We start from the raw sequence: 20072 nt of genomic DNA on the forward strand, positions 1-20072 counted from the left end.
CTCAGCCCACCTCGCCCTTTCCGCGCTGGTAGCGCCGCACCCGCCGGTAGCCGAGCAGGCCGCCTTCCAGGTCGAGTTCCACCTCGTAGAGGCCGAGCAGGTCGGTGGAGGCGGGGATCCGGTGGTCCTCGATCACCTCCACCCCGACCAGCCAACCGTCCCGGACGGACTTCAGCGAGGTGGTGCCCACCGCGTCCCGACCGGTCAGCGCCACGATCTGCCGCAGCCCCTCCCGGGCCGCCTCGGCCGCCGAGATCGGTTCGTACTCCTCCTCCTCGTCCTCGTACTCGTCGTCGTACTCGTCGTCGTACGGCTGCTCGGCCGGCTCGTTGCTACGGGCCCGGCCGTCGTCGCCGCGGATCCGCTCCGCCACCGCGCTCACCTCCCTCGCCGCCGTCGCGCGGCGCGCCCGGCCCGGCGCGCCGCACCCGTTCCACCACCGGGCGGGCCCGCCCGTTCCCCCGCCGGACCGGCTGCCGGCCGCCGCCCTGCCCCGGGTCCTGGCCGGCGGCGCCGCGCCGGACGGCGGGGCGGCCCCGGGCCGCGCTGCGGGTGTCCGCCTCGCCGCCCGGAGCCGACTGCCGTCCAACGGTGCCGGTCAGCCGGTCCAGCACCTGCTGCTGCCCGCGGTCCCGCTCCTCCGGCGTGATGTCGCCGGCGGCGGCCGCCGCGTCCAGCTCCTCCAGCTCGCGCCGGATGCTGGTCGGGCTGTACTGCTGCGCCTCCGCCTCCCGGGCGATCACCTTGACCACCGCGGTCAGCCCGCGCACCGGCGCGTACGGCAGGGTCAGCAGCGTCCAGAGGATGTCCACCGGTCACTCCACCAGCTGGTGTGCGCTGACGAAGTCGTACGGCGCCAGCGGGCCCAGCAGCCGGGTCCGGATCAGCTCCCGGCGCTGCTCGGCGTACGCCTCAACCGCGTCCACGAACTCGTCCTCGCGGTCCCGGTCGACCAGGAACGCGGCGGCGCCCGCGTCCAGCTCGTTGCTCGGTGGCCGGGGCGCGGTGGCCACCGCGAGCTGGCCCAACTCGTCGAGGAGCTGCCGGTTCTCCGCCTCCCGGCGCAGCTCCACCGCCTGGCTGATCATCTCGCCGAGCCGGATGCGCTGCGGCCGGGTGGCCTCGGCCGGCTGCCCGCGCACCTGGTCGGCCAGCTCAGCGGCGGCCGGGTTGTCGGCCAGCACCTCGCCGATCAGCGCCGGCTCCTCGTAGCGGCCGTGCACGATGTACTGGATCCGGCCCTCGAACTCGTCGAGGGCCGCGGCGAACCTGTCCTGGTGCGCCTCCAGCAGGTCGGCCACCGCGTCCGCCCCGGTCACCACCGTGCCGAACCGCACCGGCAGCACCGGCGCCACCGCCGCCGTGCCGTCCAGCAGCTCCTGGTACGCGGTCAGGTCCGCCGGGCGGCCCAGCGGACCCTCCAGCGGCACCTCGCTGACCAGCGCGGCCAGCTCGCCGTGCCGGATCGCGTCCACCTCCCCCGGCGGTTCGCCCACGCCGACCGCGTCCGCGGTCGGCTCCACGTCGCCGGGCACGATGCCGTAGATGAACAATCCGATCTCCTCGGCCATCTCAGCGCTCCTCGTCCCGGCGCCGCCGGCGGGGGCGCTCCCGGTCCCGGTCGGTGTCCCGATCGCCCAGCGAGTCGGCGACCGCGCCGCTGATCTCCTTGGCCGCCTTGCCGAGGCCGGACATGGCCTTGCCCTTGCCGACCGCGCCGGAGGCGCCCTCGACCAGGTCGGGCAGGCCCTTCTGGTTCTTCGGGGTGATGTCGAACCGGTCGACCGCCTCGGCGAAGCGCAGGTACGTCTCGACGCTGGCGATGACGATCCGGGCGTTGATCTCCAGCAGCTGGATGCCGACCACGGCGACCGACACCTGGGCGTCGATCACCACGCCCTTGTCCAGCACGGTCTCCACCACGTCGGCCAGGCTGGTGCCACCGCGCTCCAGCGCACCGCCGGTCTGATCTCCACCTGTTGTCGCTACGGTCACTCGTCCCGCTCCTCCCGACGACGGCGCACCACCGGCCGGCGCGGCGCCTCCGGGGCCCGGCGTGCGGCCGGACGACGGCGGGGCGTCTCCTCCCGCGGCTCCTCCCGGCGGGCCGGCGCGCGGCGGCGCGGCTTGGGCTGTTCCTCGGGCGCCTCGTCCGGCTCGCCCTCCCGGTAGGACTCGTACTCGTCGTCGTACTCGTCCTCGTACTCGTCGTACTCCTCCTCGGCCGGGGGACGACGGCGCGCGGGCGGGCGGCGGCGCCCACGGGCGGCGGGTCGCTCCTCGCGCGGCTCCTCCTCGGCCTCTTCCGGCTCCTCCTCGGCCTCTTCCGGCTCCGGCTCCGGGCGGCCACGCCGCCCGCGCGGCTCCCGCTCGGGCCGCTCCCGCTCCTCGGGCTCGGCGCGCTCCTCGCGCCGCCCCTGCTCCTCGCGCCGTTCCTGCTCCTCGCGCCGCTCCTGCTCCTCTCGGAGGGCGGTGTCGTGGTCCTTGACCACCTGGGAGTCCTGGATCTCGCCGCGCCAGCCCTGCACCGCGTCCGGGTCGAGGACGGTCCGCGTCATCACGTGCCGGACGAAGTGCTTGAGTTCCAGCCGGACCCGGCGGCCCTGAGCCCGCCACAGGTTGCCGGTGTGCTCGAAGAGGCCCTGCGGGTGGTACTCCAGCACGACCAGGATGCGGGTCAGGTCGGGCGTCAGCTCGTGGAAGCTGACGGTGCCGTCCACCGAGCCCTTCTCGCCCTTGGAGCGCCAGTGGATCAACTTGTCCGGGATCTGCCGGACGATGGTGGACTCCCACGTCCGGTGCGACCAGAAGACCTGCGCCTTCCAGGTGAGCTTCTCGTCCGAGTCGGTGTCGACGTTCTCGACCTTCTTGATGAAGCTCGGGAAGTCGCCGAACTGCGTCCACTGGTTGTAGGCGACCCGGACCGGCACACCGACCTCGATGGTCTCCACGATGTTGGTGACCTTCTGCTTCCGGCCACCCTTGCCACCCCGGCCGACGGCCGACATCACCTTCTCCTTACCGCCGGCCAGCCCGGCATGGAACATCGCCTTCACCGGTGAGCTGCCCTCGGCCAGCTTCTGCGCACCGGTGGCGGCGGCGATCAGGCCCGGCCCGCCACCCTGCTTCGCGTACTCGCTGAGCCGGCCGGTCGCGCCGGTGATCCGCTCGGTGACCGCGGCGACCGCGCGCTCGCCGATGGCGCTGGCCAGGTCCTTGACGTCGTCAACGAGCTGGCCGCGGACCTTCCCGGCGAGGGCGCCCGGATTCGTCTCCGCCATGCTCACCGCCCCCGTCGACCGGACCCGGCGGTCTCCCGCTGCGGCCGGTCCTCGTCGTCCTCGGGCCGGTCGGCGTCGTCCAACCGGTCGCCGTCGTCGGTCTGGTCGCCGTCGTCGGTCTGGCCGGCGGCCCGGCGGCGCAGCGCGTCGGCCGAGCCGCGCAGCTTCCCGCTGATCGCGTCGATGCCACTGCCGGCGGCGGCGGTCGCGGCCGCCTTGCCCGCCGAGGCGAGCGGCTTGCCGAGGTGGCTGAGGTTGCTCAAGTGGGGGGACGACTGCAACAGGTCGGTGGCCCGACCCAGCAGCCCGCCCGGGTCCCGGCTGGCCCGGCCGATCGCTACCGCGGCGGCCAGGGTCAGCGCGGTACGCAGCTTGCGTCGGCGACCCAGCAGGTAGCCGAAGCCGACCGCCAACCCGATTCGTGCTCCGCTGTTCATCAACTCTCCTTCGCTCCCCGGCGCGGAGACACCTGATCGGCAGCGGCCGAATGAGCTACCGGGGAAACAGCGCGAGCCGGGCCGCAAAAATCAGGTGTCCCATTTAGCGGACCCGGCGGGCAGTACCCGGTGGCCAATCCGCAAAACATTCACGACCAGTGAACCCGGCCAGCGGCGGAGGCTCGGACAGCCCGTTTCACCAAACCGGCATTACGGACAGAGATGCCCGGACGAGCAGCGCCAACGCCAAGGCGGCAGTAAGTGACTAAAGCGGAATCAGAAAGTCGGCGGCGTCGAATCGAGGCATATCTCGGCGTGCACCCGATCGCCGTCCTCGCGCAATTTAGCGCCGCATTTCTCAAGCACCGCGATCGCCCCGGAATTGTCCCGGGTGGTCTCCGCCACGACGAGTCGCATACCGGCCGCCGCCGCCTCGTTCAGCAGTTCACGCAGCGCCGCCGCGCCCACCCCCTGGCCGCGCGCGGACCGGCCCAGCCACATCCCGGTCTCGACCGCGCCCGGCTCGTCCCGGCGGGCCATCCGGATCATGCCGACCACCTCGCCGCCGACCAGGATCGCGTACATCTGGGTACGGGTGGGGCCGGCCAGCCCGCCGAAACTGGCCCGGTGGAACCCCCGGAACGCCTCCCGGCGGGCGTGCGACCACCCCGCCGGCGCCTCCACCGGCGGCATGACGTCGCCGGGCTCCGCCTCGGCCGCCGCTACGGAGAGCAACGGCTCAAGGTTTCGCTCGTCCACCGGCTCCAGCCGGACCGTTCCCGCCACGTGCCGCAGTCTGCCGCCCCCACCGGCCCAAGTCCACCCCGTTCGGCACCGACTGCCGGTACGTCGGAGGGTATCGGCCGGTCGGGCCGGATCGTGTTCCGCCTCACGCTCCGCTGTCAAACGCGGATCTGCGGATTAACCTACTGAGCCGGTAGACAATCCGGGAGCGACCGCTCCCGCCGCGAGGCGACGAGGACGGGATCAGCTGTGATCGAGCTCGACGGGCTGCGCCGCACGTACCGCGCTCGGGGGCGGTCGGTGGTGGCCGTCGACGGCGTCAGCCTCTCGGTACGCCCCGGCGAGGTGTTCGGCGTGGTGGGGCGCAGCGGTGCCGGCAAGAGCACCCTGCTGCGCTGCGTCAACCTGCTGGAGCGCCCGGACGAGGGCACCGTCACGGTGGACGGGGTGGAGCTGACCGCGCTCGGCGGGGACCGACTGCGCGCCGCCCGGCAGCGGATCGGCATGGTCCACCAGCACTTCGCCCTGCTCAGCTCCCGCACCGCGGCGGGCAACGTCGCCTTCGCCCTGGAGGTGATGGGTGTGCCCCGCCGGGAACGGGCGCGGCGGGTCGCCGAACTGCTCGACCTGGTCGGGCTCACCGACCGGGCCGACGCCTACCCGGCCCAGCTCTCCGGCGGGCAGAAGCAGCGGGTCGGCATCGCCCGGGCGCTGGCCGGACGGCCGAAGGTGCTGCTCTGCGACGAGGCCACCTCGGCGCTCGACCCGGAGACCACCCGCTCGATCCTCGGCCTGCTCCGCGACCTCAACCAGCGGCTCGGGCTGACCATCCTGCTGATCACCCACGAGATGGACGTGGTCAAGCGGCTCTGCGACTCGGCGGCGGTGATGCGCGACGGCCGGTTCACCGAGTCCGGTCGGGTCACCGAACTGATCGCCCGGCCCGGCTCGGAACTCGCGGCCGAGGTCTTCCCGCTCGGGACGCCCCCGGCGCTGCCCGGCAGCACGGTCGTCGACGTCACGGTGGCCGGCCCGGACGCGGACGCCGCCTTCGTCGCCGAGCTGACCCGCCGCTTCGACCTCGACGCCCGGATCCTCGGCGGCACCGTCGAGCAGCTCGCCGGCGGGCGCGCCGGCCGGCTGCGGCTGGCCCTGCCCGGCGACGCCGAGCGGACCGCCCCGGCGGTGGCCCACCTGCGCGCCGCCGGGCTCGCCGTGGAGGTGGCCGCGTGATCGCCGACGACCTCGTGCCGCTGCTGACCCAGGGGCTGCGCGAGACCGCGTACATGGTCGCCGTGGCGGCGCTGCTCTCGGCGCTGGGCGGGCTGCTGGTCGGCGTCCTGCTGGTGCTCACCGGACGCGACGGCCTGCTGCCCGCGCGGCCGGTGAACGCGCTGCTCGGGCTGGTCGTCAACGTCGGCCGCTCGCTGCCCTTCATCATCCTGCTGGTGGCGATCATTCCGGTCACCCGGGCGGTGGTCGGCACCACCATCGGCACCACCGCCGCCATCGTCCCGCTCACGGTCAGCGCGATCCCGTTCTACGCCCGGATCGTGGAGACCGCGCTCCGGGAGGTCGACCGGGACGTCATCGCGGCGGCCCGGGCGATGGGCGCGAACCGCCGGCAGATCGTCGGCAAGGTGCTGCTCCGCGAGGCCCGGCCCGGCCTGGTCGCCGGCTTCACGCTCACCGTGGTGGCGCTGATCGGCTACTCGGCGATGGCCGGGGTGATCGGCGGCGGGGGCCTGGGCGACCTGGCCCTGCGCTACGGCTACCAGCGGTTCGAGAACGACGTCATGATCGCCACCGTGGTGCTGCTGGTCGCCTTCGTCCAGCTGGTCCAGGTGGTCGGCGACGTGATCACCCGAAGACTCTCCCACCGGTGACCCCGGACGAGTGAACCCGGCGCAGGCCCACCCGGCCGGCCGGAACCGGCCCGCGCCCACCAGCGCGGCCGACCCGACCACCCGGCCCCGCCCTCGACGGGCGAGCCGGTCAGATCCGAAGAAAGGCAAAACCGTGCGACGCATCACCGCAACCCTCGCCGCGGCCGCGCTCGCCCTGGGCCTCGCCGCGTGCGGGGCCGACGGCGGCGACGCGAGCGACCCGAACGCAGCGCTGAAGGTCGGCGTCAGCCCCGTACCGCACGGGGAGATCCTCACCTACATCAAGGACAACCTCGCCGAGCAGGCCGGGCTGAAGCTGGAGATCGTCGAGTTCACCGACTACGTCCAGCCGAACCGCGCGCTCCAGGAGAAGCAGCTCGACGCCAACTACTTCCAGACGGTGCCCTACCTGGAGACCGAGAAGAAGTCCAAGGGCTACGCGTTCACCGCGCTGAAGCCGGTGCACATCGAGCCGCTGGGCCTCTACTCGAAGAAGGTGGACAGCCTCGCCAACCTGCCGACCGGGGCGGTGGTGGCGATCCCCAACGACCCGACCAACTCCGGCCGGGCGCTCAACCTGCTCGCCCAGCACGGCGTGATCACGCTGAAGGACGGCGCCGGCGTTGCCGCCACCCAGCGGGACATCGCCGACAACCCGAAGCGGCTGGAGTTCAAGGAGCTGGAGGCGGCCCAGCTGCCGCGCAGCCTGGACGACACCGACGCCTCGGTGATCAACGGCAACTACGCGATCGAGAGCGGCCTGAAGCCGGCCACCGACGCGCTGGCGCTGGAGAAGGCCGAGAACAACCCGAACGCGAACCTGGTGGTGGTCCGCGACGGCGACGAGGACGACCCGCGCGTGGTCAAGCTGGAGCAGCTGCTGCACTCCGCCGAGGTGAAGGCGTTCATCGCGGAGAAGTACCAGGGCTCGGTGCTGGCCGCGTACTGAGCCGGACGTTCGTCGAGCCCGGTCCCGTCCGGCGGGGCCGGGCTCGCGTCGTGTCCGGCGGCGGTCAGGAAGCCCCGGTGTCGAACTCGCAGAGCACCACCGAGGCGTCGTCGGCCGGCTTGTGCCGGCGCGACCGGTCCGGGTGGTCGCGCTCGGCCGCCCGCACCCGGTCGACCAGCCCGCCCGGACCCTCGGCGGTCACCACGTCCAGCAGCCCCGCCCAGTCGAGCAGCCCGAACTGCTCCACCACCGCCGAGGCGCCGTCGCTGAGCAGCACCGCCCGGCGTACCGCGCCCTGGCCGCGTAACGGCAGCGTGCCGGCCACCGCGTGGAACGCGGCGTCCGGGTCGGCGGCGGCCACCCAGTAGCCGTGGGTACGGTTCATCCGCTCCCGCTGCACCGCGACGGCCTGCCGGAACCGGGTGGTCCGGTCGGCCGGGCCGGCCGGCATCGCGGCCACGGTCTCGCGCAACTCGCCCATCGCGACGTCCAGCCGCTCGTCGGAGACCACGCTCACCTGCCCACCCGCGTCGAGCACCAGCGGGCTGTCACAGAGCACCAGGTAGTCGACATGGTGGCCACCGTCGCGCAGCAGGCAGACGGTGCTGGACGGGGTGCCCGGATGGTCCAGGTCGCACCGGTCGCCGTGGTCGGACCGGACGGCCAGGATCGCCGCCGCGAGGTTGCTCATCAGGGTGGCGGTCGGCCGGGCCGCCTCGGCCAGCCCGAGCCGGGCGGCCAGGTGCTGGACGTACCAGGACGGCCCGTGCACGCAGCCGGTGTCGAAGCCCTCCGGCACGGTCGCGCCGTCCAGCACCCCGACCAGCGGCCCGAACCGGAAGACGAGGTCCTCGTTGAGCGCACGGCCGGGGGGCGGCGCGGACGCGGAGCTTACCCGCATCGTCCGCGCCGCCCCGACGACCCGGGTGGCCTCAGCGGCGGCGGAGCTCGTCGGCTGTCTCATGCGCCTGCTCCCGCACCTGGTGGGCGGCCGACCGGCCCTCGTGCGCCACCGAGGACGCGCCGTGCATCGCGGTCGAGCCCACCGACGACGCGCCGTGCATAGCGGTCGAGCCCACCGACGACGCGGCGTGCCGCACCGGCTCGCGCATGTTGTCGCGCATGCCGTCGCGGACCTGGTGACCCAGCTGGCTGGCCTGCTGCCGCAGCATGTCCGAGTGGTCGCTGACCTTGCCACGGGCCTGCCCGGCCCACTGCCGCTCGGGGCGGCTCGGCGGGATCAGGGACGACACCAGCAGCCCGGCGCCGAAAGCGATCAGGCCGGCGGCCAGTGGATTGCCCTGCGCCTGCTCGCGGTACTGCTGCCCGAGATGACGGGCCGAATCCGTCGCGTGCGACATCTGCTCACGCGACTGCTGCCCGAACTGCCGGGCCGAACCCGCCGCGTGCGACATCTGCTCACGCGACTGCTGCCCGAACTGCCGGGCCGCGCCCGTGGCCTGGGACATCCGCTGACTGGCGCCGTGCCCGTCCGACTGTGCACCCATCACCTTCTCCTTCACCCTGGTCAGCGCGCCGCGGGCCTGCCCGAAACGCTCACCGGCCATTCGTCGCGGGTTGACCCGGTCGGCCAACGCGTCGATGTCACTGCTCAACTCGTTCCGGGTGTTCTCGATCTCCCACCGGATCCGGTCCGGATCGGACATCGTCTGCTCCCTCCCGGTCGGTTCACCGGCCACGTATCGCGTTCGGCAGTTGCCGTGCGGTCTCCTGCGTACGGGGTAGCACGCCGCGCATCTCGCGCAGTCTGGCGCGCGCGTTGGCGAGCAGGACACCCCCGATCACGGCCCAGGCGATCGCCACGAGCAGCGCGGCCCAGCCCTGGTCCATCACGTTGGACAGGCCCCACCACACCGCGTACGACACGAACAGCACGGCCAGGAAGCCGGCCAGACCGGCGCCGCCGAACAGTCCACCGGCCTTGCCGGCCTGGCTCGCCTCCTCGCGGAGCTCCGCCTTGGCCAGCTCGACCTCCTTACGCATCAGCGTGGAGAAGTCCCGGGTCACGTCGCCGAACAGTTCGCCGACGGACGCCTGGGTCCGCTCCTTCTCGGGGGCGCTCATGGCGCCACCCCGCCGGGAATCTCGCCCTCCGGCCGGCCCGGCGGCGTCGAGCTGCGCACCCGGGACGCACCCACGTAGGGCGACTCGGCCTCGTACGGCGCGGTGACCGTCCGCTCGTAGGGCCGCTGTCCGGCCTGCATCTCACCGGGCTGGACACCGGCGGCACCCGGTTGCGGCGCCTCGCTCGGCGCGCCCCGGCCGTCGCCGCCCCCGGTCAGGCTCCGCGTGAGCCGCCCGAACAGCAGCCCGGCCACCGCCGCGCCGGCCAGGAAGGTGCCCGGATGCCGGCGCGCGTACGCCCGCACGTCGTCCATCATCGCCGCCGGCTCGTTGTGCTCGATCCAGCCGGCCGCCTGCTCGGCGGCGTGGGCCGCCCGACGGACCGCTTGGGCGGCCATCCCGGAGTCCTGGCTGCATTCCGCCATCGAACTGAGTTCGCGGCCGAACCCGCGCAGGCCGTCCGCGGCCCGCTGCTTCTGCGCATGGGCCTGGCCGCGCAACTGGGTGTTGGCCTCGCCGGTCAGGTTCCGCATCTGTTGCCGGGCCTCGTGGGCGATGTGGCCGCCCTGTTCGGCCGCGGCGTGGGCCATCTGCCCGCCGGCCTGGGTCGCCTGGTGCCCGACCCGCGACGCCTGCTGCCGGGCCTGCTGCCCGGCGCCGGTAGCACCGTCCGGTGGCCGGCTCGGGTTGATCCCCGTCATTAGCCCGCTCCCTCCGTCGGCCCCGGGGCGGCGGTCGCGCCCCGGAACGTGGACCGGCCGCGACACTCGCGGCCCGGAACGCCATCCGCCTACCCGCACGGCTCGCCGGCATTCCGTCCCGGGCGTCGGGGCAGGATCGAAATCCGGACCAACGGTCGGTGGGCGGGGTGGACGGCTCGGCGGGTGCGACGGCGGTCGACGAGGACGGCCGGGCACGCGCCGATCAGGTCAGCACGATCCGCCGGCCGCAGACCGGGAACTTACCGCTGCGTCGTGTCGTAGGCGCGCCGTGCGCGTTCCACGTCGTCGAGGTGGCTGGTGGCCCATTCGGCCAGGTGGGCGAAGAGCGGGGCGAGGCTGCGACCGAGGTCGCTGATCTCGTACTCGACCCGGGGCGGAACCTCCGGGTGGTAGGTACGCACGACGAGCCCGTCGCGTTCGAGCTGCCGCAGTCGCTGGGTCAGCACCTTCGGCGTGATGGTGGTGATCCGCCGCTGCAACTCGACGAAACGTTGCCGCCCCTGGTAGTTGAGCGTCCACAGGATCGGTGTCGTCCACCGGCTGAAGACGATGTCCACGACCGGGGCGACCGGACAGGCCTGCTCGGGGTCGGCCGACGCCGAGGGCGCCCAGGTTGCTTGGTCGCGCTGCACACGCCCTCCAGATAGTCACTTTCCTGTAGGTACCTACTATACCGGCGATGCTAGCTTCTCCGGGTCGCGCCGAGGAGACCGGACCGGCGCGAAATCGCACCCAGCGACGGCATGGGTGGCAATCGACGCAGAGGAGCCGATGATGATCGTGGTGACGGGGGCGACCGGCAACGTCGGTCGGGTACTCGTGGAAGCACTGACCAGCGCCGGTGAGCAGGTGACCGCGGTGTCCCGGGGAACGTCGCCGGTGTCCATTCCGGACGGAACGCGGCACCACCGGGCCGATCTGGCCGAACCGGAGAGCCTGCGCTCCGCCGTGGACGGAGCCCGGGCACTGTTCCTGCTGGTCGCCGGCGCTGGCGCGGATCTGAACCCCGACGACATCCTCGATGTCGCGAAAGCCGGTGGGGTCGAGCGCATCGTCCTGCTGTCCTCGCAGGCCGCCGGGACGCGCCCCCGGTCCGTCTCGCACGCGCCGCTGCGCGGCATCGAGGAGGTCGTACAGCGATCCGGCATGTCCTGGACCATCCTGCGGCCGGGCGGCTTCGCGTCCAACGCGTACGCCTGGGCGGATTCGGTGCGGACCCGACGCACGGTGGCGGCGCCGTTCGGCGACGTCGGCCTGCCGGTCGTCGACCCGGCCGACATCGCGGAGGTCGCCGCCACGGTCCTGCGTCAGGAGCGGCACGGCGGCCGGATCTACGAGCTGACGGGGCCGGCGCTGACCACGCCGCGGCAGCGGGTCCGGGACATCGCCGAGGCGCTGGGGCAGCCGGTCCGGTTCGTCGAACAGACGCCGGCGGAGGCTCGCGCGCAGCTGCTGGGGTTCATGCCCGAGCCGGTGGTCGACGGGACCCTGGCGATCCTCGGCGAGCCGACGCCGGCGGAGCAGCGGATCAGCCCGGACACGGAGCGGATCCTGGGCCGCGCCCCGCGTACCTTCGCCGACTGGGTCCGGCGCCACCTCCACGCGTTCCGCTAGGCGCCGAGCGGGGCGCCGGCGGTCAGCGACGGCGGTTGCGGGCCCGGGAGGAGCGCAGCCGGCGCAACCGCCCGATCAGCACGGGCTCGGCGGCCAGCGCGGCCGGGTGGTCGAGCAGCGCGTTCAGCAACTGGTAGTAGCGGGTGGCGGAGAGGCCGAAGGTGTCCCGGATGGCCTGTTCCTTGGCACCGGCGTGCCGCCACCACTGCTGTTCGAAGGCGATGATCGCGCGTTCCCGCTCGGTGAGCGCGGTGGCCGGGGCGGGCGGGTCACCGGCGGCGGGCAGCGCCGCGTCGGCCGGGCCCGGTGGGTCGGTGACGCCGCCGGCCAGGGCCTCCGGACCGGGCGTCGCGTCCGCCGCCGCGGCGCGACCCGCCGGCTCCGCCCGGGGCGCCGGCGCCGGGGAGCGGGGCGCGGCCTCTGCCTCCGGGGCGGTGCGCGGCGGTGGGACCGGGGCGGCCTCCGGGGCCGGTGCCGGGCGCGGTGTCGGTACGCCGGCGCGGGAGCCACCCGTCCGCCCACCCTGGCCGGCCGCGGCGGTCTCGCTGGCCGGGGCGGCGTCGGCGGGCTGCATGGGGCTCCTCGCGGGCGACGGGCGGCCGACGCGACGGGGCCGACCGGGGGACCCTCAGCCTAACCAGGGTCGACTCGGACCGCACAGACGCCGTGGCGCGGCCCGGGTCGGGGAGGACCCGGGCCGCGTCACCGCCGTACGTCAGGAGATGTCCCGCCGGCGCATCACCCAGAGCGCCGCGCCGAGGATCACCACCAGCCCGACGCCCAGCAGCACCGAGGACTGCTGCCAGGTGACGTCGAAGGTCTCCGGCCGGCATTCCCCGGTGAAGGTGGCGTTGCACGCCTCCCAGTCCTCCAGGGTCACCTTCTTCTGCATCCACGCCACCGCGTACGTGGGCAGCAGCCAGGCCTCGGCGAACCGCACCCCGGCCATGTCGAGCAGGATGGCCAGGCCGAACTGGCCGACCACCATCACCGCGATCGCCCCGCCGAGTGCCATCGCGGTGTGCCGGCCCAGCGAGGCCAGCGCGAACCCGACGGTCGCCATGAGCAGCGCCAGCACGATGCCGCGGAGCCCGGTCAGCGCGAAGGACTGCCAGACGCCCGAGGTCACCTTCTCGGTGCTGCCCCGGTACACGGCCACCAGCCAGAACCCGCCGAACCACGCCACCGCGGCCGGCAACGCCACCGCCAGTACGCCGGTGAGCAGCGCCGCCAGCTTGGTGAGCAGCACTGTCAACCGCTTCGGCCGCCACAGCAGCAGGTTCATCATGCCGCCGGTGCTCCACTCCGCCCCGACGAACGAGGCGCCGACCACGAACCCGACCAGCGCCAGGATCGCCGCGAACGGCAACAGGGTGAAGCCGAAGCTCTCCCGGAAGTCGAAGGTGGACGGCAGGAACCACTGCGCCTCGATCGCCTCCGGCGGCGGCGGGGTGATCACCGAGCAGTCCGCCGGGAAGCGGTTGGGGTCCGCCGTACCCTCGGTCTTCGACCGCTCGCAGGCGAGGCGTTCCTGCTCGCTCCAGCGGACCTGCTCCTGGTACTGCTGCTCGGCCTGGCGCTCGGCCTTGGCCAGCGCGGCGGCGTCGATCTTCTGGTTGCTGAAGAAGACGCCGATCATCACGGTGGCCAGCACCAGCAGGCCGAGCAGCGTCATCCAGCGGGTGAAGCGCCGCTTGGTGAGCCGGCGCAGCTCGGTACGGTAGAGACTCACGCGCCCCAACCTCCTCCGGTGGCGCCGGGCTGCCCCGCCCCACCGACCTTCGTGGACTGGTCGACCTGCCGGTGCTGGCCGGGTACCGGCGCGGTGGCGGTCAGTTCGAGGAAGACGCTCTCCAGGTCGACGGCGACCGGGGCCAGTTCGCTCACGTACAGGCCCCGCTCGGCGAGCAGCCGGGTCACCGTGGCCGGCTTGTCGACCCCGGTGAGCATCAGGTGGTCCGGGTGGCCGGTCACCCGGATCCCGGCGCCGGTGAGCGCCTCGGTGGCCATCGGCAGGTCGGTGACCGCCTCCAGCCGTACCCGCACCGCGCCGGAGGAGTGCTGCGCCAGCACCTGCTCGACCGGGCCGAAGGCCACCCGCCGCCCCAGCGAGATGATGGTGACCGAGTCGCAGATCAGCTGGATCTCGCCGAGGATGTGGCTGGAGAGCACCACGGTCATGCCCGACTCGGCGAGGTTGCGCATCAGCGTGCGCATCTCCCGGATGCCGCCCGGGTCCAGACCGTTCGCCGGCTCGTCGAGGATCAGCAGCTTCGGATTCTTCAGCAGGGCGGAGGCGACCGCGAGCCGCTGCTTCATGCCGAGCGAGTACGTCTTGACCCGCTCGCCGGCCCGGTCGCGCAGGCCGACCAGCTCCAGCACCTCGTCGATCCGGGTGGCCGGGACGCCCCCCGCGCCGGCCAGCAGGGAGAGCGTGTCCCGGGCGGAGAAGTGCGGGAAGAACTGCGGGCTCTCCACGATGGCGCCGACCTGGCCGGCGACCGTGGGCAGCGCCGCGGGCACCTCGTGCCCGAGGATGGCCATCCGCCCGCCGTTCGGCCGGATCAGGCCGAGCAGCGTACGCAGCGTGGTGGTCTTGCCGGAGCCGTTCGGGCCCAGGAAGCCGTGCACCTGCCCCGCCTCGACGCGCATGTCGAAGCCGTCCAGGGCGTTGCGGGTGCCGCGCCGGCGACTCTTGTACGTCTTACGTAGACCTTCTATCTCCAGGACAGCTGGCAAGCTGCACCTCCCCCGATACGGGCGCTATGACAGCCGACACCATACGCGGTATGCAGCGCACCGCAATACCCGGTATGCATCGCCGCGCCGGATGACTACCGACAGTAAGGAAACGAGTGGATCAGGCGCAGATGACGCTGACCCCGGCGGCCCGGAACGCCTCGACCACCTCCGGGTTGGCGCCGGAGTCGGTGACCAGCGTCTCCACCCGGTCCACCGGGCAGATCCGGGCGAAGGCGTGCCCGCCCAGCTTGGACGAGTCGGCGATGATGACGACGCGCTTGGCCCGGGCGACCATGAGATTGTTCATCGCCGCCTCCCCCTCGTGGTGGGCGGCGGCGCCGAGCTGTGGGTCGATGGCGTCCACGCCGAGCAGCGCGACGTCCAGGGTGACCTCGCGCAGCAGCGCCCCGCCGAGCGGCCCGACCAGCTCGAACGACTTCGGGCGCACCACACCGCCAGCCACCACCACCTTCATCCGGGAGCGGACCAGCAGCTCGTTGGCGATGTTCAGCGCGTTGGTGACCACGGTGAGCTGGGCGCCCTCGGCACTGGTGTTCAGGTCCGGCCGGACGGCCAGCGCGCGGGCCACCTCGGTGCTGGTGGTGCCGCCGTTCAGGCCGACCACGGTGCCCGGCGAGACCAGCGCCGCCGCGGCCGCGCCGATCCGCTGCTTCTCGGCCGAGTGCTTGGCCGTCTTGTAGCGCAGCGGCAGGTCGTAGGAGACCCCGTTGGCGACCGCGCCGCCCCGGGTCCGGGTGATCATCTGCTGCTGGGCCAGCTGGTCGAAGTCGCGCCGGATGGTGGCCTGCGAGACGTCCAACCGCTCGGCGGCCTCCTCGACGGTGACCCGCCCGCTGTCGGTCAGCATTTCGAGCAGGGCGTTCCAGCGGGCGTAGCGGTCCACCCCGGGGCCTCCAGTTACTGCGCGGTCGGTGATTGATTGCGTGCACACTAGTGCGCGAAACTACGAGGGCGCAAAACCCTGGCCTGCTCGATCGCGCCACCGGTTGCCACGGCCCACCGGGTTCACGCAGAATGACGCGCGAAAGACGGGTCAAACGAGCCGTATTGCGCACCGTTCTCCCCTGCGAGGAGTTCTCATGGCGTACGTGGACGCGGAGATTGCCAGCCAGCCCGAATGCTGGCGGGAGGCGGCGCAACTGGTGGGCACGGTCGCCGGGCACCTGCCCCGCCCCGGCGAGCGGGTCGCCGTGGTCGGTTGCGGCACGTCCTGGTTCATGGCGATGGCGTACGCGGCCCGCCGCGAGGCCGCCGGCCAGGGCGAGACCGACGCCTTCCAGGCGTCCGAGTTCCCCGCCGGCCGCCGCTACGACCGGCTCGTCGCGATCACCCGCTCCGGCACCACCACCGAGGTGCTCGAACTGCTCACCGCGCTGCGTGGGCAGGTGCCCAGCACGGTGCTGGTCGGCGACCCCGACTCCCCGGCGGTCGGGCTGGCCGACGCCGCGGTGACCATGCCCTTCGCCGACGAACGCTCGGTGGTGCAGACCCGCTTCGCGACCACCGCGCTGGCGCTGCTCCGCGCCCACCTGGGCGACAACGTCGGCACGCTGGCCGCCGACGCCGAGGTGGCGGTCCGCGCCCCGCTGCCGATCGACCCGGCCCGGATCGAGCAGGTCACCTTCCTCGGTCGCGGCTGGACGGTCGGGCTGGCCCAGGAGGCCGCGCTGAAGTGCCGCGAGGCGGCCACCTTCTGGGCCGAGGCGTACCCGGCGATGGACTACCGGCACGGCCCCATCTCGATCGCCGCGCCCGGCCGGCTGGTCTGGGCGTTCGGCGAACTGCCCGACGGGCTGGCGGAGGACGTCGCGGCCACCGGCGCCACCTTCGTGCACAGCCGCACGCACGGCTGCCGCACCGTGCTGAGCAGCTGGGCGGCCGGTCGTACGCCGGTCGATCCGATGGCCGACCTGATCCTGGCCCAGCGGTTCGCCGTCACGCTGGCCACCAGCCGGGGCCTCGACCCGGACGCCCCGCGCCACCTGACCCGCTCCGTGGTGCTGGCGTGACTTCAGCCGACGCCGTCGTCGCGCTGGACGTCGGCGGCACCGGGATGAAGTGCGCCCTGGTGGACCCGGACGGCACCGTGCTGCACACCGAACGGCACCCGACCGGCGCCGAGCGGGGTCCGGCGGCCGTGGTCGACACGGTCCTGGAGGTCGCCGAGGGGCTGGCCGGCAAGGCCCGCGCCGACGGGCGAACGCCGGTGGCCGTCGGCATCGCCGTGCCGGGGGTGGTCGACGAGGCGCGCGGGGTGGCGGTCTGGTCGGCGAACGTGGGCTTCCGGGACGTACCGCTGCGAGAGCTGGCGCAGGCGCGGCTCGGGCTGCCCGCGGCGCTCGGCCACGACGTGCGGGCCGGCGGCCTCGCCGAGGCCCGGATCGGTGCCGGCCGGGGCGCCGGGCACGTGCTCTTCGTCGCGATCGGCACCGGCATCGCCGCGGCCCACGTGGTCGACGGCGCGGCCGCGGTCGGCGCGCACGGTGCGGCCGGCGAGATCGGGCACATCCTGGTCCGCCCGGGCGGCCCCCGCTGCGGCTGCGGCCGCCCCGGCTGCCTGGAGGCGGTGGCCTCGGCGTCCGCGGTCGGCCGCCGGTACGCGGAGCTGGCCGGAGAACCGGCGACCGCGGCCGAGGTGGCGGCTCGGGCGGCGGCCGGCGAGGCGCTGGCCGGGCAGGTCTGGCGGGAGACCGTCGAGGCCCTCGCCGACGGCCTCGCCAGCGGTCAGGCGCTCTTCGACGTGGCGACCATCGTGCTCGGCGGCGGGCTGGCCCAGGCCGGTGCCCAACTGCTCGACCCGCTGCGCGCGGCGCTGCACGAACGGATGACCTTCCACCGGGAGCCGCGCCTGGTCGCGGCCGCCCTCGGCGACGAGGCCGGCTGCCTCGGCGCCGCCCTGCTCGCCCTCGACGACCTGGAGAAACGATGACCGTGCGGGTCAACGGCAAGGTGGTGACCCCGACCGGCGTGATCCGGCAGGGCTGCGTGGAAATCAACGGCGACCGGATCACCGCGGTGGCCGAGTACCCCTCGGTACGTGACGGGCACTGGATCCTGCCCGGCTTCGTCGACATGCACACCCACGGCGGCGGCGGGCACACCTTCACCACCGGCGACGCCGAGCAGGCCCGGCAGGCCGCCGCGTTCCACCTGCGGCACGGCACCACCACCCTGCTGGCCAGCCTGGTCAGCTCGCCGTTCGAGCTGATGCGGTCGGCCACCGCCGCCTACCGGCCGCTGGTCACCGAGGGCGTGCTGGCCGGCATCCACTTCGAGGGGCCGTACCTCTCCGCGGCCCGCTGCGGCGCGCAGAACCCGGAGTTCCTCCGCGACCCCTCGACGGAGGAACTGGCCGAGCTGATCGAGTTGGGCGGCGACGCGATCCGGATGGTGACGCTGGCCCCGGAGCGCGACGGCGCGCTGGAGGCGGTCAAGCTGCTCACCGCCCACCGGGTGGTCGCCGCGGTCGGCCACACCGACGCGACGTACGACGAGACCCGCGCGGCGGTGGCGGCCGGCGCGAGCGTCGGCACCCACCTGTTCAACGGGATGCGACCGGTGCACCACCGCGAACCCGGCCCGGTGGTGGCCCTGCTGGACGCCCCGAACGTGGTCTGCGAGCTGGTCGCCGACGGCGTGCACCTGCACGACGGCATGCTCACCTTCGCGTCCTCGGTCGCCGGCCCGGAACGCTCCGCGCTGGTCACCGACGCGATGGCCGCCGCCGGGATGCCCGACGGCGAGTACGAGCTGGGTGGCCAGGCGGTCACCGTGGCCGACGGGGTGGCCCGGCTGTCCCGCGACGGCGCGATCGCCGGCAGCACGCTCACCATGGACGCCGCGCTGCGGCACGCCCTGGCGGCGGGCATCCCGATGGCCGACGCGGCCCGGATGGTGGCCACCACCCCGGCAAGGGCGATCGGCCTCGGCGACCGGCTGGGCGCCCTCCAGGTCGGGCTCCGCGCCGACCTGGTGGTGCTCGACGACGACCTGAACGTGGTCCGGGTGATGCGCGGCGGCGCCTGGCAGGACTGATGCGCGGCGGCGCGGCGGCGCCGCTTCCCAGCGGCGCATGGGCCAGCCGCTTCCCAGCGGCGCATGGGCCAGCCGCTGCGCCGAAAGTGCCAAAGCCGAGCCGTCGCCCTTGCTCCCGCGCGGCTGGCGCTGAGCTGCGACGCCCTTTGGAGCTGATTCACCAACGACATCAGCCTGGCTGGCCGCCCGCGGTTGGCGGCTGAATCGTTTGTGACATCAGCTCCAAAGGGCCCACGGGAGGTGTGCCCCGGCCGCCCCCGCGGACGCCGTGGTTCAGGCCGGCAACCGCCCAGGGAATGCTCGCGGTGCGGCGCCGCGGGCCGAGACTCGGACCGCGGACGGGTCAGCCGGCGGTCGGGACCTCGACGCCGAGCACGGCCTGCTCGTCGGGGCGGTGCACCAGCACGTCCGACAGGAACGACTGCACGGCCGGGGCCATCCCGACGTCCCGGCCGGCCCGCTCGGAGAGCAGCCACTTGTGCTCGATGATCTGCGCGAACAGCTCCTGCGGCTCCAGCTTGCGGCGCAGGTGCGCGGGGACCGCCCGGACCACCGGCTCGAAGACCTCGGTCAGCCAACGGTGGGCGGCCTGCTGCTCGTCGGTCAGGTAGCTCTCCGCCCGGTACGCGTCCAGGTCGTTGAGCAGCCGGCGGGCCTGGTTCTCCTCGGCGTCCAGACCGGTGAGCCGGAGCAGCCGGCGGGTGTGGTAGCCGGCGTCGACCACCTTCGGCCGGATCAGGTAGCGGCCGTCGTCGATGGTGGACATGGCCACCTCGGCCACGTCGAAGCCCAGCTCGTTGAGGCGCCGGATCCGCCCCTCGATGTCGTGCCGGGCGTCCCGCTCGACCTGCTGCTCGTAGGTGATCTCGTGCCAGAGCCGCTCGTAGCGCTGCACGACCTCCTCGCAGACCACCTCGGGGTCGATCGACTCGTGCAGCAGCCCGGCGGCCTGCAGGTCCAGCGCCTCGCCGAAGATGTTGACCCGGGCGATCTCCAGGTCCTCGCCGCGCTGGCCGTTGGAGAGCGAGTGGTGCAGCGCCCCGGTCTCGGCATCCACCAGGTACGCGGCGAACGCGCCCGCGTCCCGCCGGAACAACGTGTTGGACAGCGAGCAGTCGCCCCAGAAGAAGCCGGTCAGGTGCATCCGGACCAGCAGCGCGGCCAGCGCGTCGAGCAGCCGGCCCATCGTCTCCGGCCGGAGGGTGTGCGAGAAGAGCGCCCGGTAGGGCAGCGAGAACTGCAGGTGCCGGGTGATCAGCACGGGGTCGAGCGGCTCGCCATCGTCGCGCTGCCGGTCGGCGACGATCGCCACCGCCTCGACCGACGGGAAGTCGATCCGCTCCAGCGCGCGGAGCAGGTCGTACTCGCGCTCGGCCACCCGCTCGCCGGTTTCCTTCACCGCGTAGACGTAGCCGCCGAGCCGGACGAAACGGACGACGTGCCGCGAGATGCCCTGCGGCAGCGCGACCAGGTGCTGGGCAGGCCACTCCTCCAGCGGGGTCGACCAGGGAAGGTCGAGCAGCGCCGGGTCGACGAGGGCCGAGGTGATCCGCACG

The 20072-nt window shown here is 73.6% G+C and carries 24 protein-coding genes; 7 read left to right on the forward strand and 17 right to left on the reverse strand.

Translation table 11 applies throughout. From position 1 onward, the window contains the following. Nucleotide 1: 1 nt before the first annotated feature. From gvpO to GA0070609_RS26470, 7 genes are all read right to left on the reverse strand, one after another. On the reverse strand, nucleotides 2-373 hold the full coding sequence (gene gvpO, locus GA0070609_RS26440) for a gas vesicle protein GvpO (protein WP_197700190.1): 372 nt from the start codon (nucleotides 371-373) through the stop codon (nucleotides 2-4). Further along, the gene (locus GA0070609_RS26445; protein ID WP_088996296.1) at nucleotides 333-812 is read right to left on the reverse strand and encodes a gas vesicle protein GvpG; all 480 of its coding nucleotides are present in this window, start codon (nucleotides 810-812) and stop codon (nucleotides 333-335) included. Before GA0070609_RS26445 ends, gvpO begins: the two co-directional genes overlap by 41 nt. 3 nt (nucleotides 813-815) lie before the next feature. After that, nucleotides 816-1571 (reverse strand): GvpL/GvpF family gas vesicle protein, encoded by a 756-nt coding sequence (locus tag GA0070609_RS26450; protein ID WP_088996297.1) that lies wholly within the window; start codon nucleotides 1569-1571, stop codon nucleotides 816-818. A gap of 1 nt (nucleotide 1572) precedes the next feature. Further along, nucleotides 1573-1995, reverse strand: a complete 423-nt coding sequence (gvpJ, locus tag GA0070609_RS35360; protein WP_088996298.1) for a gas vesicle protein GvpJ — start codon at nucleotides 1993-1995, stop codon at nucleotides 1573-1575. Continuing rightward, a complete protein-coding gene (locus tag GA0070609_RS34960) occupies nucleotides 1992-3281 on the reverse strand; it encodes an SRPBCC family protein (protein ID WP_088996299.1) in 1290 nt (429 codons plus the stop codon). Before GA0070609_RS34960 ends, gvpJ begins: the two co-directional genes overlap by 4 nt. Nucleotides 3282-3283: 2 nt before the next feature. Further along, nucleotides 3284-3718 carry a hypothetical protein gene (locus GA0070609_RS26465; protein WP_157748302.1) on the reverse strand — a complete coding sequence of 145 codons (435 nt, stop codon included), beginning with the start codon at nucleotides 3716-3718 and terminating at the stop codon, nucleotides 3284-3286. A gap of 276 nt (nucleotides 3719-3994) precedes the next feature. Next, complete coding sequence (locus tag GA0070609_RS26470; RefSeq protein WP_088996301.1) at nucleotides 3995-4504, reverse strand: GNAT family N-acetyltransferase; 510 nt, start codon at nucleotides 4502-4504, stop codon at nucleotides 3995-3997. Nucleotides 4505-4711: 207 nt separating this feature from the next. Here GA0070609_RS26470 and GA0070609_RS26475 point away from each other — a divergent pair, with 207 nt between their 5' ends. The 3 genes from GA0070609_RS26475 to GA0070609_RS26485 all read left to right on the forward strand — a co-directional run bounded on the left by GA0070609_RS26475 (nucleotide 4712) and on the right by GA0070609_RS26485 (nucleotide 7297). Further along, nucleotides 4712-5695, forward strand: a complete 984-nt coding sequence (locus tag GA0070609_RS26475; protein WP_088996302.1) for a methionine ABC transporter ATP-binding protein — start codon at nucleotides 4712-4714, stop codon at nucleotides 5693-5695. Beyond that, entirely contained in the window at nucleotides 5692-6348 is a 657-nt protein-coding gene (locus GA0070609_RS26480) for a methionine ABC transporter permease (protein ID WP_088996303.1), read from the forward strand. Before GA0070609_RS26475 ends, GA0070609_RS26480 begins: the two co-directional genes overlap by 4 nt. A gap of 133 nt (nucleotides 6349-6481) precedes the next feature. Further along, nucleotides 6482-7297 carry a MetQ/NlpA family ABC transporter substrate-binding protein gene (locus GA0070609_RS26485; RefSeq protein ID WP_088996304.1) on the forward strand — a complete coding sequence of 272 codons (816 nt, stop codon included), beginning with the start codon at nucleotides 6482-6484 and terminating at the stop codon, nucleotides 7295-7297. Nucleotides 7298-7361: 64 nt separating this feature from the next. Here GA0070609_RS26485 and GA0070609_RS26490 read toward each other — a convergent pair whose 3' ends face one another. The 5 genes from GA0070609_RS26490 to GA0070609_RS26510 all read right to left on the reverse strand — a co-directional run bounded on the left by GA0070609_RS26490 (nucleotide 7362) and on the right by GA0070609_RS26510 (nucleotide 10736). Continuing rightward, nucleotides 7362-8261, reverse strand: coding sequence for a hypothetical protein (locus tag GA0070609_RS26490; RefSeq protein ID WP_088996305.1), 900 nt, complete (start codon nucleotides 8259-8261; stop codon nucleotides 7362-7364). Continuing rightward, complete coding sequence (locus GA0070609_RS26495; RefSeq protein ID WP_088997982.1) at nucleotides 8230-8964, reverse strand: DUF3618 domain-containing protein; 735 nt, start codon at nucleotides 8962-8964, stop codon at nucleotides 8230-8232. The genes GA0070609_RS26490 and GA0070609_RS26495 overlap by 32 nt, the downstream gene beginning before the upstream one ends. Nucleotides 8965-8986: 22 nt before the next feature. Further along, nucleotides 8987-9382, reverse strand: a complete 396-nt coding sequence (locus tag GA0070609_RS26500) for a phage holin family protein (protein ID WP_088996306.1) — start codon at nucleotides 9380-9382, stop codon at nucleotides 8987-8989. Further along, nucleotides 9379-10083, reverse strand: coding sequence for a hypothetical protein (locus GA0070609_RS26505; protein ID WP_088996307.1), 705 nt, complete (start codon nucleotides 10081-10083; stop codon nucleotides 9379-9381). The genes GA0070609_RS26500 and GA0070609_RS26505 overlap by 4 nt, the downstream gene beginning before the upstream one ends. A gap of 260 nt (nucleotides 10084-10343) precedes the next feature. Then, nucleotides 10344-10736 carry a winged helix-turn-helix transcriptional regulator gene (locus GA0070609_RS26510; protein WP_088996308.1) on the reverse strand — a complete coding sequence of 131 codons (393 nt, stop codon included), beginning with the start codon at nucleotides 10734-10736 and terminating at the stop codon, nucleotides 10344-10346. A 142-nt stretch (nucleotides 10737-10878) separates the two neighbouring features. Here GA0070609_RS26510 and GA0070609_RS26515 point away from each other — a divergent pair, with 142 nt between their 5' ends. Then, the gene (locus GA0070609_RS26515; protein WP_088997983.1) at nucleotides 10879-11718 is read left to right on the forward strand and encodes an NAD(P)H-binding protein; all 840 of its coding nucleotides are present in this window, start codon (nucleotides 10879-10881) and stop codon (nucleotides 11716-11718) included. A 22-nt stretch (nucleotides 11719-11740) separates the two neighbouring features. On the opposite strand, the gene GA0070609_RS26520 is transcribed toward GA0070609_RS26515, so the two are convergent. The 4 genes from GA0070609_RS26520 to GA0070609_RS26535 all read right to left on the reverse strand — a co-directional run bounded on the left by GA0070609_RS26520 (nucleotide 11741) and on the right by GA0070609_RS26535 (nucleotide 15364). After that, on the reverse strand, nucleotides 11741-12292 hold the full coding sequence (locus GA0070609_RS26520; protein WP_088996309.1) for a DUF3263 domain-containing protein: 552 nt from the start codon (nucleotides 12290-12292) through the stop codon (nucleotides 11741-11743). A gap of 141 nt (nucleotides 12293-12433) precedes the next feature. After that, the gene (locus tag GA0070609_RS26525; protein WP_088996310.1) at nucleotides 12434-13450 is read right to left on the reverse strand and encodes an ABC transporter permease subunit; all 1017 of its coding nucleotides are present in this window, start codon (nucleotides 13448-13450) and stop codon (nucleotides 12434-12436) included. Continuing rightward, nucleotides 13447-14457, reverse strand: coding sequence for an ABC transporter ATP-binding protein (locus tag GA0070609_RS26530; protein WP_088996311.1), 1011 nt, complete (start codon nucleotides 14455-14457; stop codon nucleotides 13447-13449). Before GA0070609_RS26530 ends, GA0070609_RS26525 begins: the two co-directional genes overlap by 4 nt. Before the next feature lie 121 nt (nucleotides 14458-14578). Next, on the reverse strand, nucleotides 14579-15364 hold the full coding sequence (locus GA0070609_RS26535) for a DeoR/GlpR family DNA-binding transcription regulator (protein WP_088996312.1): 786 nt from the start codon (nucleotides 15362-15364) through the stop codon (nucleotides 14579-14581). Nucleotides 15365-15560: 196 nt separating this feature from the next. Here GA0070609_RS26535 and GA0070609_RS26540 point away from each other — a divergent pair, with 196 nt between their 5' ends. From GA0070609_RS26540 to nagA, 3 genes are read left to right on the forward strand one after another with little or no spacing between them, the layout of a single operon-like run. Next, nucleotides 15561-16490, forward strand: coding sequence for an SIS domain-containing protein (locus GA0070609_RS26540; RefSeq protein WP_088996313.1), 930 nt, complete (start codon nucleotides 15561-15563; stop codon nucleotides 16488-16490). Next, entirely contained in the window at nucleotides 16487-17410 is a 924-nt protein-coding gene (locus tag GA0070609_RS26545) for an ROK family protein (RefSeq protein WP_088996314.1), read from the forward strand. Before GA0070609_RS26540 ends, GA0070609_RS26545 begins: the two co-directional genes overlap by 4 nt. After that, entirely contained in the window at nucleotides 17407-18516 is a 1110-nt protein-coding gene (gene nagA / locus GA0070609_RS26550) for an N-acetylglucosamine-6-phosphate deacetylase (protein WP_088996315.1), read from the forward strand. The genes GA0070609_RS26545 and nagA overlap by 4 nt, the downstream gene beginning before the upstream one ends. Nucleotides 18517-18859: 343 nt before the next feature. On the opposite strand, the gene GA0070609_RS26555 is transcribed toward nagA, so the two are convergent. Next, nucleotides 18860-20071 carry a DUF4032 domain-containing protein gene (locus GA0070609_RS26555; protein ID WP_088996316.1) on the reverse strand — a complete coding sequence of 404 codons (1212 nt, stop codon included), beginning with the start codon at nucleotides 20069-20071 and terminating at the stop codon, nucleotides 18860-18862. Nucleotide 20072: the final 1 nt, after the last annotated feature.

The sequence above is a fragment of the Micromonospora echinaurantiaca genome (assembly GCF_900090235.1).
Lineage (GTDB): Bacteria > Actinomycetota > Actinomycetes > Mycobacteriales > Micromonosporaceae > Micromonospora > Micromonospora echinaurantiaca.

What these genes read in the sequence shown, in the direction of transcription:
- GA0070609_RS26450 (WP_088996297.1), bottom strand. Translation starts at nt 1,571, where the DNA reads ATGGCCGAGGAGATCGGATTGTTCATCTACGGCATCGTGCCCGGCGAC.
- GA0070609_RS26465 (WP_157748302.1), bottom strand. Translation starts at nt 3,718, where the DNA reads ATGAACAGCGGAGCACGAATCGGGTTGGCGGTCGGCTTCGGCTACCTG.
- GA0070609_RS26505 (WP_088996307.1), bottom strand. Translation starts at nt 10,083, where the DNA reads ATGACGGGGATCAACCCGAGCCGGCCACCGGACGGTGCTACCGGCGCC.
- GA0070609_RS26540 (WP_088996313.1), top strand. Translation starts at nt 15,561, where the DNA reads ATGGCGTACGTGGACGCGGAGATTGCCAGCCAGCCCGAATGCTGGCGG.
- GA0070609_RS26500 (WP_088996306.1), bottom strand. Translation starts at nt 9,382, where the DNA reads ATGAGCGCCCCCGAGAAGGAGCGGACCCAGGCGTCCGTCGGCGAACTG.
- nagA (WP_088996315.1), top strand. Translation starts at nt 17,407, where the DNA reads ATGACCGTGCGGGTCAACGGCAAGGTGGTGACCCCGACCGGCGTGATC.
- GA0070609_RS26495 (WP_088997982.1), bottom strand. Translation starts at nt 8,964, where the DNA reads ATGTCCGATCCGGACCGGATCCGGTGGGAGATCGAGAACACCCGGAAC.
- GA0070609_RS26515 (WP_088997983.1), top strand. Translation starts at nt 10,879, where the DNA reads ATGATCGTGGTGACGGGGGCGACCGGCAACGTCGGTCGGGTACTCGTG.
- GA0070609_RS34960 (WP_088996299.1), bottom strand. Translation starts at nt 3,281, where the DNA reads ATGGCGGAGACGAATCCGGGCGCCCTCGCCGGGAAGGTCCGCGGCCAG.
- GA0070609_RS26520 (WP_088996309.1), bottom strand. Translation starts at nt 12,292, where the DNA reads ATGCAGCCCGCCGACGCCGCCCCGGCCAGCGAGACCGCCGCGGCCGGC.
- GA0070609_RS26490 (WP_088996305.1), bottom strand. Translation starts at nt 8,261, where the DNA reads ATGAGACAGCCGACGAGCTCCGCCGCCGCTGAGGCCACCCGGGTCGTC.